Here is a 14,218-nt window from a genome sequence, read left to right as displayed (position 1 = left end):
GATTATGCCGGTCACCATTGAAATAAAAAACAGAACCAATTGGGTTGTGACCATTATATTGGGTTTAGGCTTGTTGATCCTTTCTCTTATCATCCTGATTATTATTCCTCTTTTAAGCATCCAGGCAGAAGGTTTCTTTTTTATTGTAAACTACATTTCATTTGCCACTCCCTTTGTCGCATTTTTTATACTATTTCTATATATCTGGTTATGGAATACTTTTGGAAAAACAATCTTCATCATTGAACCCGAAAAAATAACAGTCCGATATAAAAACAAATTGTTTACCAGTCCCCGCATCTATTTAAAAAAAGAAATTGATCAGATTTTGGTAAAAGATTTTCAGGTAGAAAAACATGCATTGGGGATTCGTTATCACTTTTCTCTGAGTGGTTCAACCTATTCTGTTGTTTTTATACAAAATGGCAACGAAATAAGAGTTATCAACTGGATCACCGAAACCAAAGCCAGTGAAATAGTAACTGAAATAAAAAAACATGTGGTATTAAAATGAAAAAATTGATCACACTAGAAAACGGGGTTTTAGAAACCCGGACTCATTATAGATGCAAAAAATGGATTATATGGAAATTTTAAAGGATACGAAAATGAGAAGTTGACTTTCGGAAAAATCATTCTGGAACATGGAAAAACCGTAAAATATTTTATCGAAACAGGGAAAGCATCGATGGTCATGGTCTATGGTGTTAAAACATTAATTCAAATTAAGTAATCTTCTACCCTTCTTCAATAAAACATTTTTAAAATCTCATGTAATATTATCACACTCAAAAGTGTCTTATTTAAAAAAATTACATGAAATCTATTCTCACCTGTATCGTTTTAATGCTTGCGGTACATCCTCTTTTTTCACAGAAATCCAAAAAATTGGAACAATTATTTTCAACGTATGAAAAAGCAGGATTGTTTAATGGTTCTGTTTTGATTGCCGAAAAAGGAAAAATTATTTTTGAAAATAGCTATGGCTACAGAAATGCTCCTAAAAAAAAGAAAAATACCAACAACAGTCTTTACAGGGTTTTCTCCACCACAAAAATGTTTACGGCAACCGTTATTTTTCAGTTGGAAGAACAGGGAAAATTATCTTTGAATGACAAACTCTCCAAATATTATCCTGATTTTCCAAAAGGCGACAGCATTACCATTGCCCAGTTGCTTTCCCACACTTCAGGAATTCCCAATGATACAAACTCTGAATACACGATAGATGAGGAAACATTTTTAAAATATATTTCTGCAAAACCTTTGAATTTTTCCCCTGGTAAGGATTGGGATTACTCCAATTCCGGATATTATATTCTAAGTTATATCATTAAGAAAGTTACAGGTCTGAATTATGATCAGGTCATAGAAAATAATATTCTGAAACCTCTGAAGATGAATCATAGTGGATTCAATTTTAATAATATCACAGATGAAAACAAGGCATTTGGATATGAGTTTTTATCTGATAAAAGGTCTAACGAAGCATTACGTTTTAAAACCGACCATCCTTTTGGAGCCGGAGCTATGTATTCTACGGTGGAAGATCTTTTTAAATTTAATGAAGCGTTAAAGAACTATACCCTTCTTAAAAAAGAGACAACAGATAAAGCTTTTACACCTTATCTTAAAGATCATTATGGCTTAGGTTTCCAGATCTCAACGGTTTTTGATAAAAAACGGATTGGCCATGATGGTGGTGGACCTGGCTATAGAAGCCGATATTACAGAGTTCTGGATGATGATATTTGTGTGGTTCTGATTTCCAATTCAGAACTTTCGCACTCCGATTTTATTATTCCCCAAGTAGAAAAAATACTGTACAATAAACCTTATAGCATTCCAGCTATTGCAAAAGTGAATGTGGAAGATTTAAAAAAGCTGGAAGGTGTTTATTCCACAGAAAATTCAAATTTTTATATCACCAGTAACGATGGACTACTTGTTTTCAAAGAAGGCAGCTATCCAAGAAACGCTTTATTACCGAAAAGCAAAACATCATTTCAGCTGGATGAAAAATTCACCTGTACATTCCAACCGGATCAAAACGGAAAAATAAATACCGTTGTCATCCATTTCTGGGATGGAACTGTAAAAACAGCAAAAAGAAATACCAATACTCTTGCGTGGGGAATTATTGGAAACGCCACTCCGAATGGTTGGGAAGGAAAAGATATTCTGTTACAAACAGATCCTAAAAATCCGAATATTTATTTTCTGAAAAACTATACATTGAAAAAAGGGAATTTAAAATTCAGATTTAATAATGACTGGGGATACAGCCTCGGTCTGAATAACGATAATAAAAGTATCGCCTTTGATGCCTATGATTTTCCAATCCATGAAGATGGAATTTATGATATTGTCCTTGACATGACCAATGCTGTACAACCACAATACAGCATTAAAAAATCAATTCCATAAAATCGTATTCATAAAGTAAAGAATACACATTTTCAAACCGTTTTGTTTTCAAAGCGGTTTTTATTTTGAATATCCATTACTATTTTTTATTATTTTTATCTCACACAAAATCAAATACAAAATAGAATCTATGCCCCATTTTATAATAGATTGTTCGCAGGATATTCTTCAGCAGAGAACACCTGAAGAGTTAATGGATGCCGTTTACGAAGTGGCAGACGGAACAGGACTATTTGCTCCCAATGACATCAAAGTAAGACTTCAGCCCTATCAGTATTACAAATTAGGCACAGGAAAGAAAAATTTTCTCCATGTGTTTGGGTATATCATGCAGGGACGCAATACAGAACAAAAAACTAATCTTTCCAACCAGATCTGTATCCGGCTTTCAGAATTGCTGCCTGATATTTCTTTTCTTTCTGTTAATATCAATGATTTCGAAGCGGCGACATACAGTAACAAAGCACTCATCAATCCTGAAAATTCAGACCAAGACAGGCATTTTGGTTTATAACATTCACCTTTACACACACAACTAAACATTAATAATATGAGCTTAAAAACATTAGTCAGCAAAAGTGCACAGTACAACAATTGGGTAGTCAATAAATATATTGACTGGTTATCCACAAAGTCTGATGAACAACTTAACCAGGAAACCATTTCCAGTTTTCCGACAATTTTAAAAACGTTACACCACATCTGGCAAACACAAGAATATTGGTGGAGTCATATTTCTGAAAAGGATGATTTTGATTTTGTAAAAACAACAGAGACTACCAGCAAAGAAGATGTTTTCAATGCCATAAAAAACAACTCGCAGAAACTGGTAGACTATGTGGAAAGTTTATCTGAAGAAGATCTTTCAAAAAATGTAAAGATAGAATCTCAATGGTTTCAGTGTGATTTTTCCAAATACGAATACATCCAGCATGCTATTCTTCACGGAACCTATCACAGAGGACAAATCGTAACAATGGGAAGAAATATAGGAATCACGGATGCTCCTATGACGGATTTTAATTTCTGGAATATTTATAAAGACAAAGAATAAAGTCAATAATTTTGTGGATAAGTCTAAGTTATAATTTCACAATATCAACTTAACATCAATTAAACAATTGGTTTACAATAATTTAAATTCAAAATTAACCGTTATCCACATCTTTAAATAGCTGTGGATAACTTTTCCATATTCAATTTATACCTGTGGATAAACTATGGATAAGTTTTTTACTTCATCAAAATAATTCATTAGTTAACTACTTTTCAATATCTTACAAAACATATTATTTTTCTTGATATTTCCACAATAGAAAATCAGGTGGATAACTTTTGTGGATAAGTTATCCACATTTTTTTGCTATAAAAATTTTCCTGCTAAGATCTAAAATCTCACATATTGAACATTTATTCATAATCTATTATGAATATTTTTTTATAAATTGCATCAAAAACAAATCACCAACAAAAGAATTAATACACATAACTTAAATTATATCAACAAATTAAAAACACATTAAATAAAAAAACATATTTATGATTATAAATTTCAGCTAGTAGTTCAAATGAACATTGAAATCTCAACAAGCACAAATTCGCAGGTATCCAAAAAATATGATTCCACAACGATGATGAAAAGTTATCCACAAATGAAAACAGATTTAATAACCCAATACCCTCATTCAAATGACAACAACAGACATCATGGAAAACATCATCCCTTATCTTGGGGAAACACAACCTTACATTTCTATTCCAGAAAATACAATTTTCAATGATAACAGCATAGAAACTAAAATTTGCAATTGCGATTTCAGCCATGAGAACTTTTCTAAACTCATAAAAATTCTGTCTTCTCTGGGAAGCTGCAATTTGTACAGACTTCTCAACACTACATCTAAAGAACAGATTTATTTCATGGGTGAAAAAGTGAGAATAAGACAGCTTTCTTATAAAAAATATGATTCGGTTTTCATTGTTGGTGAAAGATTTTTAGAATCGAAAAGAAAAGGTAAATCTTCTCTATTGGTAAGAGATCATCATTCCGGAGAACCTCTTTACTCTTTTGAACTCGATTATCATATCATCGCAAAAGATACATTCAAACTTTTTTACAAAGATTATTATAATGACACTCCGGTAGAATATTATGACGAAACGCTTCCTAAAGGTAAAATCACTATCGAAAGTGACTGCCAGTTCAGTATTCTCCTGGAACCTTTTACTCCTAACCAATGCAAAGGACATTTTGAAAACTACCCCATTGTTCCTTCTGTTTTTACTATGAATTGCATATTAAGGGAAATTTTCAATTTTATGGGAAAGGAAAAGGCTTATGAAGTAGATAATCTGGAAGGCTTTGCAACAAAAGCAATGCCCACAGGAATAGAATATCAGATTGAAGTTTCTCACCAGCAGTTTTTAAAAGACCTCATCTTTTTCAAATGTGAAATAAAAGATCTTTTGGGAACCCCTTATGTTATTATTTTAGTAAACCTCCGATCAAAAGAGAACAAATAAAAAGATAAACACTGCAGCAATGTGGTGTTTTTTCATTCATCAGATCTGTTGTAAATACACATCTCTATTTTTAAAGGTCTTTTCGTAAATTACAATCTCAAAATAAAATATACCAAAACTCTCATTTTATATGGAAAAATATGCAGTATCATCAGACGGTCAGAAAATTCATTACCAAGAATCCGGAAGCGGAAATACCACATTGATTTTCGTTCACGGATGGCTCGGGAATACGGAATGGTGGGCAGACCAGCAGAAATATTTCAGCAGCCAATATCATATTGTACAAATGGATCTTGCAGGACATGGAAAATCTGATGCTTCCAGACAGGAATGGAGCAGTGCAAAATATGCGGACGACATCAAAGCCGTCGCTGATGCAATTGATTCGAATGAAATAATTCTTGTAGGACATTCTATGTCCGGAGCTTATGTACTTGAAGCTTCATTGAAAATATCAAAAGTAAAAGCTATAATTCTGATCGATACATTGAAAAACCTGGATGAGTCCTTTACCGAAGAACAGGCTGAAGAAGCGCTTTCTCAATATGGAAAGGATTTCAAATACACTGTAGAAAACATTTTGCCACAATTTTTATTTGCAGAAGGAACGCCCCGTGATGTAAAAGAAAGAGTACAGCATGAATTTCTTCAACACAAACCTGAATTGGCAATCAATGCGCTCTGGCCTTTATATAAAACAGACTTCAACCCATTCGCAAAACAGATTCAGGTACCCGTTATAGCTATTAATTCCGATGCTTCTCCTACTGATATTGAAGCTAACCGCAAATATTTAAAAGACTATGATTATGTTACCATTGAAGGCGTTGGCCATTATCCCATGTTGGAAAAACCAGATGAATTCAATTCTATTCTTGATGGAGTTATCAAAAAACTAATCTAATATTTAGAGATGCAGAATACCAGAATCTTTGCAACAGCATTCTCCAGTGTTTATCCACATTACATCCAAAAAGCCGAAAAGAAAGGACGTACCAGAGAAGAGGTACATGAAATCATATTCTGGCTCACCGGATATCACGAAAAAGAATTACAGGAAATATTAAACAATAAAACTGATTTTAAAACTTTCTTTGAAAAAGCACCTCAGATCAACCCCAATGTTTCATTGATAAAAGGTGTCATCTGTGGATATCGGGTGGAAGACATTGAGGATGAACTTATGCGAAATATCCGTTATCTGGATAAGCTGATCGATGAATTGGCGAAAGGGAAGAAGATGGAAAAAATACTAAGAACAACCTAAAGATATCAATTAAAAAAAAGCATTCTTTAAATATGATTAAAAACGCTTCTCCAATTCAAAAAACTTCCCGAAATTAGCGGTCTGTGCGTTAAATACTATTCAATGAAATAAAAATTTAAATTACAACATACAGCAAAACTTAGTATAAGTTTTCTTCGGGGCAGGGTGAAATTCCCTACCGGCGGTTACAGTCCGCGACTCCTTTCTTCGGAAAGGACTGATCTGGTGAAATTCCGGAACCGACAGTTAAAGTCTGGATGGGAGAAGAAAATGAGATGACCAATAGGATTCCTTATGGACTCTTGTTGCGTTGTATTTCATTTCCATGTACCGAAGAGTATTTTAACTTTTAAAAGTAAAATAACATGGAAAAATTATTAGAACAATTCGGAGCTACCTCCAGAGAACGTGTAGAAAAAGCACTTCAGACATTACAAAAGGGAAAAGGTATTCTTTTAGTAGATGACGAAAATCGTGAAAACGAAGGCGATATCATCTTTCCCGCTTCCACGATTACAGAACAGGACATGGCACTTCTGATCCGCGAATGCAGCGGTATCGTATGCTTGTGTATTTCTGAGGAAAAAAGCCGACACCTCAACCTTCGTCCGATGGTGGAAAACAACAATTCAAAAAATCAAACTGCATTCACCATTTCCATTGAAGCCAGAGAAGGTGTAGAATCAGGTGTTTCAGCAAAAGACCGCGTAACAACAATCAGAACAGCCGTAGCATCAAATGCACAGGCAGAGCATATTGCAAGCCCAGGTCATGTATTCCCTTTAATTGCAAGAGAAGGTGGAGTATTTGAAAGACGTGGTCATACTGAAGGCAGTGTTGACCTTGTAAAAATGGCTAACCTGGGTAACGATGCTGTACTTTGTGAACTGACGAATGAAGACGGTTCTATGGCAAGACTTCCGGAAATTGTAGACTTTGCCATCAAAAAAGGGATGAGTGTAGTGACCATCGAAGATATTTATGCTTACCGCAAAATGGTAATAAGCAATTAAACTTAAACATTTTTAACGCACAGACTGCCTGTTGATCCTATCAACAGGCGTTTTTATTAAAAATTTAACTAAAAACTAATTAATTTGATAATTGAATACCATTTTTTATTTATTTTTAACAAAAAATTTTGACTATGAAAAAATCTTTACTCCTTTTATTAGGAGCATCTGCGATGTTTTCTGCGCAGATTACGCTTACAAAAGCGGCTAATGACCCTATTTCTGGAAATATCGTTAATTACAATCTTGCCACCGGAGGTGTAAACAACACTGCAACAGGAGCCAATGCTACATTCTCAAATACAGGACTTACGATGGGAGCAGCATCACAAACAACCTATTTAACTCCTACTTCTACTGAAATAGCAACTTTCCCAGGTTCCACTATTAAAATGATAGATGGCGCAACAATAGTTTACTATAAAGCGTCTTCGACTAAACTGGAAATCACAGGAATGGTAAACACACAGGCAACTTTAAACTTTAATGTGGATAACGGTACTCATATTAATTTTCCAACCACTTATGGACCAGCACAAACTGATACTGCAAAAGGTACTTTCTCCTCATCTTCTGCCAACGGATTGTTCAGTGGTACAATGACTGCCATTGCTGATGCATATGGAACTTTAATTATAGGTAATCAAACATACAGTAATGTTCTTAGAGTAAAATTCACACAGAATCTCAATCTATATTCATCATTCGATGTTACTTATTCTAATCCTATTGGAGCAATAACCAATACAGCCTATTCTTATTATGATGCTTCACACAGATATTCTCTGTTAAATTCTACCAGCGGAAATATCAGTATTCCATTATTAAGTATCAACCAGAATGTAGTAACTTCATTTGCATTAAGTGAAACATTCCTGGCAACCAGCAATGCAGTAAAAAAAGAAAACCTAGTGGTGTATCCAAACCCTGCTCAGGATTTTATCGGTTTCAAAGGAAATACAGATAATTATTCTAAAGCAAACATTTACAGTCTGGATGGTAAACTGGTTAAGACTTCCGATGTAAAATCTGGAAACATACAGATCTCAGATCTTCCGCCAGCATCTTATTTCATTGAGATCAGTGGAAAAAATGCTGCAGAAACAAAGAATACAAAATTCATCAAGAAATAATACAAACAAATCCCCGCTCCAATGAGCGGGGATTTGTTTTGTAAGGAAGCAGGAGGATGGAGGTTGGAAGCTATTTTAGTCTAAGAATAAATAGAGTTTAATTTATTCTATTTTTTAATAAATAAAATCTTCAATGATTATCTGTACAATATAAAATCCCATCCTCCAGCTTCCCTCTTTCCACCTAAAACCAACTCTTAAAAAGTAGCTGCAGGAGCTGTTTCATTATTAAGCTTTCGCTGAATTTCGGTTTTCTTCCCTTTCGAGAAATCATAACTTAGCCCTAATATAAACATCGACTTATTGTTCATAATCTGTGTATGAACTTTATAATCTACCAGACTTTCCGGCAAACTTTTCGTTTTGTATTCTGAAGGCATTCCTATCCAATACATTCCTGTAGAAAATGTCCAGTTTTTATGTTTATAGCTCACAAAAATATTATTCTGATTCTCATTTGTATTAAGGAATGCTCCATTGAGACTATACACAGGAATATTGAACTGATACTGAACGGAAAAAGATTTATATTCTGAAGAAAGCGAGAAATAGTTTCCTAAATAATTATTTTTTATCAAAGCTCCTTTGCTTGTTCTTACTGTTTCAGAAGTAGGTGTAATCACAGCTTTGATAACAAGGAGGCTATTTCCAAAAGGTTTATAAGATCCTGTTAACTGAACTCCATATCTCTGAGCATTTTTTCCGTTTTCATAAGTCAGTGCATATCCATTCAATACCTCATCATGAACGTAATACTGATTGATTACCCTGTTGGTATATCGGTAAAATAAACCTGCATTGAAATCAAAATACTTATTATTAAAAGAATAGGTCAGATTATTAGAAAAAACCTGTTGAGATTGTAAAAAAGGATTTCCTCTCTGAACAATATTAGGTGCCAATTGCACTACATTACTACTTAATGCATTACTCCATGGACTTACCGGATTATAACTTGCTGTAAAACGAAGGTTCTGATTATTTTTAATCTGATAAGCTAAGATAATTTTTGGAGTAAAAGTCCATTCATCAAAAACATTCTCTGCACTTTTGTTATGAATATTGGTAAGACCAGCTCCGATACGATAGCTTAATTTGTCTATTTTCCCGGCAAATTCAGTATAGAAATACTGTTCCAGATAAGTAACACTGTATTGGGAATATCCGGCAAGATTATTCAAATCATTAGAAATAGAAGACCTTGAAATACGGTATCCGGATGAAAGTTTTCCTGCTGTAAAATCATGGACATGTGCCAGTTCTCCTACCACACTCGTCTGCTTTGCTTTCAATACCATATCATTATCATATACCGATAATCCTGAACCTACAATCCATTCTTTGGCCGTTTCTGTAGTATTGGTAGTATAATGAGAACCTACAACATTAATACTCAACTCATCTTTTTCCCCAATCTTTTTAGAATAATAAAGATCCAGCTTAGGGATCACATAATCTGAACCATTATTTTTGAACATATTGTGCTCTTCCTTCAGATTATCCTCAGTAAAAACACTCTGCCCTACTCCTTTTGAAAACCTGCTGAAAATATCCATATTCAGTTTAGCCTGAAAAGCGTAGTCATCAGGCACAAGTCTGGTATAGCGTAACGCAATATTCTGGAAAGTATATCCGAAATGATCTTTTCTATTTTCATCAGAACGGTAATGATTTCCATTCAGTTGATAATCATAGACACTATTGACTCTTCTGTCATTATAATCTCTAAGATTCAGGGAATATTCCAGTCCGAAATTATTCTTTCCTTTTGTATAATCTGCGTAGGCAGAACCATTCACAAATCCCGTATTCAAAGCAGCAGAAACATCAGCTCCGAAAACATATCCCGTTTCTGTAGATTTTGTCAGAATATTCACTACCGTATCTGCCCTCGTTGCCCATCTTGCCGGTGGAATATCATAGTATTCTACCTTTACAACCTCACTGGGTGCAATACTTCGGATCTGCATATCGGTAGCTTCAATCCCGTTGATAAGAAATAGTGTAGTTCCTCCCTTCGTACTGGTAATGGTATTGGCTACCGGATCCAGTTGTAATTCTGGAAGAGTACGAAGTAAATCTTTTGCATAGCGAGCTTTTTCCAGCGCCTCTTTATCAAAAGTATAAACAGCTTTGTCTGCAAACTGTTTTTTACGCTGAGATTTCAAAATAACCTCCTGAATTTCTTGGGTAGCCACTGCATCCACTGTATCATTTTTCTTTTCCTGTGAAAACATAAAGACACCACAAAGAAAGAAAATGGTATATATAGTTTTTTTCATGTCTGAAGATGAATTATACAATTAGAACAATCAATTATCAATGTTTGTTACATTTGTAATGGCAACCGATTAGAAAGTGATCAATATGTTTTCTTTAAAAACTTTAATTATTATGTTAAATCCAGCCCGTTTTTTGCTGGTATTTTTTACATCACAAAATATAGAGTCATGAAAAAAGCAGTCCTATTAATTCCATGCTTTCTGTTTTCTGTCCTGGGAGCTCAGGAAATTCAGAACAGCCCGGCGGCAGAGAAGATGAATATCATCAAGACCAATGTCACAGCGTATGCATTCAGAAATATCAATCTGTCTTATGAAAGAGCTATCAACCAATGGTTTTCTGTGAACATTGGCTTTGGAACGATGACTGAAGGAAAAGTACCTTTTATCAATTCTTTTCTGAAAGATGAAGATGAAAAAAGATTCCAGAATTTGAGAGTAAAAGCCACTAATTTCACGATAGAGCCAAGGTTTTATATTGGACAAGGCTATGGAAAAGGTTTTTATTTTGCACCCTATTACCGATACTCAAGTGTCACATCCAATACTTTTGATTTTTATTATGATTATAACGGCCCGAATGGGATCACTTATCCAATTCCACTTAAAGGGCATGGAGATACCAAAGGAAATAGTGGAGGTTTAATGGTTGGTGTACAGTTCTTTCTGACCAGAAGCCAGAATCTTGTATTGGATTTCTGGATCGCAGGTGCCCACTACGGAAGCGGGAAAGGAGATTTTACCATGACCTCAGATTATGTACTCACACCGGATATGCAGGCACAGCTTAAAAAAGAAATTGAAAACCTGGATATTCCTTTTGTAAAATATACGGTAGAAACCAATGCCAATGGAGCAAAAATAAAGGTAGACGGACCTTGGGCTGGTTTCAGAAGTGGGCTTTCGATTGGATATAGGTTTTAAAAACTCACTTTTATATACTATTAAACCGTTCTTTTCCAGAGCGGTTTGCTTTTTTCTGAAATTTGTATCTTGGATCCCATTATTAAAAAAAACTTTTCAGGAAAATAACATTGTATGAACTCAACGGCTATCACTACAGGTCAAAGAATCAAAGCCATTATAGGCGGATCTATTGGAAATCTTGTTGAATGGTATGACTGGTATGCATATGCTGCCTTTGCCATTTATTTCTCCCATTCATTTTTCCCTGATTCTGACCTGAATGCACAACTGATGAATACCGCAGGAATATTTGCTGTAGGATTTCTTATGCGTCCTATCGGCGGATGGTTGTTCGGGAGTATTGCTGATAAAGTCGGAAGAAAAAAAGCAATGACGCTTTCTGTTTTGTTGATGTCTTTTGGATCTTTACTGATTGCCCTTACTCCTACTTATCAATCCATAGGTATTCTTGCTCCCTTATTGCTTTTACTGGCAAGATTACTTCAGGGATTAAGTGTAGGTGGTGAATATGGAGTTTCCGCAACTTACCTCAGCGAAATGGCGACTCAGGACAGAAGAGGATTTTATTCAAGTTTTCAATATGTCACTTTGATTGGCGGGCAGCTTATAGCATTGGGAATTCAGCTTATTTTACAAAAATTATTACTCACAGAAGCTCAGCTGGAAGAATGGGGCTGGAGAATTCCTTTTGTAATTGGGGCACTTCTTTCCATTATTGCATTATACCTTCGGGCTAATCTTCACGAAACAGAAGCTTTTGAGAATAAAAAAGCAGTCAACGAAAAGAAAAAAGGAACAGTAAAAGAACTCCTGAAACATCCAAAAGCTCTGCTTACCGTTGTGGGACTTACTTTAGGAGGAACGCTGGCATTTTATACCTATACAACGTATATGCAGAAATTCCTGGTGAATACGGTACATCTTACCAAGGAAGAGTCTACATTAGTTTCTTTCATTTCGTTATTTATTTTCGCCTGCCTTCAGCCTGTATTTGGAGGGTTATCTGACAAGATCGGAAGAAGGCCGCTTCTTTTAGGTTTTGGTATTCTGGGAACTTTATGTACGGTTCCGCTTCTTACAGCATTGAGCACAACTACGTCCATTTGGACTGCATTTTTCCTGATTATGGCAGCGTTAATTATTGTAAGTGGCTACACATCCATTAATGCTGTTGTAAAAGCAGAGCTGTTTCCATCTGAAATCAGAGCGCTTGGTGTAGGTTTACCTTATGCTATTACCGTTGCAGTATTTGGAGGAACAGCGGAATATATTGCACTTTGGTTTAAAAAGATAGGATCTGAAGAATATTTTTACTGGTACATTACCGGTTGTATTCTTTTTTCCCTTGTTGTGTATGTTGGAATGAAAGACACCAAGAAAACTTCTACACTGGATAAAGATTAGTTTCTGACAGTCTATAAAAAAGCGAGCGCCACAGAAAATCTGCGGCGCTCGTTCTATTTTTTAATGATAGGCCTGTTTAAATTTTTCAATCATACTATCCAGATTATGACGCTGGACATATATACTTTTTACCTCTTCATACCTCGGCGATTTGTAGAAAACCTCATGGAAATCCATACTACCGTTTCCTACTTTTACAACTTTCTGTACTTCGATATTCAACTTTCTTAATTCGTCTTTAAAGACTTTAAATTCATCTTGGATACTACTGCTCATTAATATTTATAGTTTTTTAGTTAAAAATTCCATTCACCCCTTCAAATGTTAGGGGTAACATCTCAAATTCCGAATAAAGTTAGTAAATTTATCAACACAAAATAACACTTTGATAATATTTTATTATTTTTTTTACAAATAGTCAGCCAATATCATTTAATTGATACATATTTCATATTTTTAGCATCATAAAAAATTGTAAAAACCCTATCCAAACTATGAATATCAAAGCATTCTTCTCTTTATTCTTTTTTACAATGCTCAGTTTTCTGCATGGTCAAAAAATAGAATTTAAAGCACCGGATTATGTGGAAATTCAAAAAAATATTGAGAATAAAAATTCAGAATTCTATTATCCGAAACTTTTAAAGAGGTTAAAACAGAACGATACGCTTCTTACCAGCAATCAATATCGTCATCTTTACTTCGGATATACCTTCCAAAAAGAATATCAGCCTTATAAAATGGGAAAGAAGTCTGAAGAAGTTGCCAAGTATTATCGTGGAGAAGGTATTTCACAAAAAGATCTTTCCAAAGGAATCCAGTTATTTTTGGGCGCATTGGATGAAAATCCGCTGGATTTGCGTGCTATGAATTATCTTGCTTATCTGTATCATTTAAGCAATGATGATGCTAATGCTGAAAAAATTGCAGGAAATTTCCACGGGTTATTAAATGCCATTCTTACCTCAGGTGATGGATTGACCTGTGAAACAGGCTTTCACGTTATCTCTGTAACAGATGAATACGCACTTTTAAACAGGTTTCAAATGGAAACAAAGGCACAAAACCACAATGGAAAATGTGATTATCAGGAATTTGAAAAAGACAAATATAAAGTCTCTGGGTTTTACTTTGACATCAGCAGATTCTACGGAAGGATATTAGATTAATAATTTCCTGATATTTTATTCATTATTTCATCGCGTTTTTACTATTTAGAAATGACTGCTATCCATTTTT

At 34.6% G+C, this 14,218-nt stretch carries 14 protein-coding genes and 1 riboswitch; of the genes, 12 read left to right on the top strand and 2 right to left on the bottom strand.

The window, feature by feature from the left end; translation table 11 throughout:
- Positions 1 to 4 precede the first annotated feature (4 nt).
- From NK356_RS14655 to NK356_RS14615, 9 genes are all read left to right on the top strand, one after another.
- Positions 5 to 514, top strand: coding sequence for a hypothetical protein (locus tag NK356_RS14655; protein WP_253317316.1), 510 nt, complete (start codon positions 5 to 7; stop codon positions 512 to 514).
- A gap of 302 nt (positions 515 to 816) precedes the next feature.
- Positions 817 to 2,427, top strand: coding sequence for a serine hydrolase (locus NK356_RS14650; RefSeq protein ID WP_253317315.1), 1,611 nt, complete (start codon positions 817 to 819; stop codon positions 2,425 to 2,427).
- A 130-nt stretch (positions 2,428 to 2,557) separates the two neighbouring features.
- On the top strand, positions 2,558 to 2,941 hold the full coding sequence (locus NK356_RS14645) for a 5-carboxymethyl-2-hydroxymuconate Delta-isomerase (protein ID WP_034696166.1): 384 nt from the start codon (positions 2,558 to 2,560) through the stop codon (positions 2,939 to 2,941).
- 36 nt (positions 2,942 to 2,977) lie between these two features.
- Positions 2,978 to 3,481, top strand: a complete 504-nt coding sequence (locus NK356_RS14640; protein ID WP_034696167.1) for a DinB family protein — start codon at positions 2,978 to 2,980, stop codon at positions 3,479 to 3,481.
- Positions 3,482 to 4,116: 635 nt separating this feature from the next.
- Positions 4,117 to 4,950 carry a hypothetical protein gene (locus NK356_RS14635; RefSeq protein ID WP_253317314.1) on the top strand — a complete coding sequence of 278 codons (834 nt, stop codon included), beginning with the start codon at positions 4,117 to 4,119 and terminating at the stop codon, positions 4,948 to 4,950.
- Between the two features lie 130 nt (positions 4,951 to 5,080).
- On the top strand, positions 5,081 to 5,857 hold the full coding sequence (locus NK356_RS14630; RefSeq protein WP_034696169.1) for an alpha/beta fold hydrolase: 777 nt from the start codon (positions 5,081 to 5,083) through the stop codon (positions 5,855 to 5,857).
- Between the two features lie 9 nt (positions 5,858 to 5,866).
- A complete protein-coding gene (locus tag NK356_RS14625) occupies positions 5,867 to 6,220 on the top strand; it encodes a DUF2200 domain-containing protein (RefSeq protein ID WP_034696170.1) in 354 nt (117 codons plus the stop codon).
- Positions 6,221 to 6,367: 147 nt separating this feature from the next.
- A riboswitch (FMN riboswitch) is annotated at positions 6,368 to 6,493 on the top strand.
- Positions 6,494 to 6,585: 92 nt separating this feature from the next.
- Positions 6,586 to 7,233, top strand: coding sequence for a 3,4-dihydroxy-2-butanone-4-phosphate synthase (gene ribB, locus NK356_RS14620; RefSeq protein ID WP_034696171.1), 648 nt, complete (start codon positions 6,586 to 6,588; stop codon positions 7,231 to 7,233).
- A 134-nt stretch (positions 7,234 to 7,367) separates the two neighbouring features.
- Positions 7,368 to 8,366 carry a T9SS type A sorting domain-containing protein gene (locus tag NK356_RS14615; RefSeq protein WP_253317313.1) on the top strand — a complete coding sequence of 333 codons (999 nt, stop codon included), beginning with the start codon at positions 7,368 to 7,370 and terminating at the stop codon, positions 8,364 to 8,366.
- A gap of 197 nt (positions 8,367 to 8,563) precedes the next feature.
- Here the strand turns inward: NK356_RS14615 and NK356_RS14610 are convergent, their stop codons facing one another.
- A complete protein-coding gene (locus tag NK356_RS14610; RefSeq protein ID WP_253317312.1) occupies positions 8,564 to 10,648 on the bottom strand; it encodes an outer membrane beta-barrel protein in 2,085 nt (694 codons plus the stop codon).
- A 168-nt stretch (positions 10,649 to 10,816) separates the two neighbouring features.
- Here NK356_RS14610 and NK356_RS14605 point away from each other — a divergent pair, with 168 nt between their 5' ends.
- A complete protein-coding gene (locus NK356_RS14605; protein ID WP_034696175.1) occupies positions 10,817 to 11,572 on the top strand; it encodes a hypothetical protein in 756 nt (251 codons plus the stop codon).
- A gap of 114 nt (positions 11,573 to 11,686) precedes the next feature.
- On the top strand, positions 11,687 to 12,979 hold the full coding sequence (locus NK356_RS14600) for an MFS transporter (RefSeq protein WP_034696177.1): 1,293 nt from the start codon (positions 11,687 to 11,689) through the stop codon (positions 12,977 to 12,979).
- A gap of 60 nt (positions 12,980 to 13,039) precedes the next feature.
- Here NK356_RS14600 and NK356_RS14595 read toward each other — a convergent pair whose 3' ends face one another.
- A complete protein-coding gene (locus NK356_RS14595) occupies positions 13,040 to 13,255 on the bottom strand; it encodes a hypothetical protein (RefSeq protein WP_034696179.1) in 216 nt (71 codons plus the stop codon).
- Positions 13,256 to 13,473: 218 nt separating this feature from the next.
- On the opposite strand from NK356_RS14595, the gene NK356_RS14590 reads away from it, so the two are divergent.
- Entirely contained in the window at positions 13,474 to 14,148 is a 675-nt protein-coding gene (locus NK356_RS14590) for a DUF4919 domain-containing protein (RefSeq protein WP_253317311.1), read from the top strand.
- Positions 14,149 to 14,218: the final 70 nt, after the last annotated feature.

This window comes from Chryseobacterium sp. S0630 (assembly GCF_024158915.1).
Lineage (GTDB): Bacteria > Bacteroidota > Bacteroidia > Flavobacteriales > Weeksellaceae > Chryseobacterium.
This window is presented reverse-complemented; position numbering and strand designations above follow the sequence as displayed.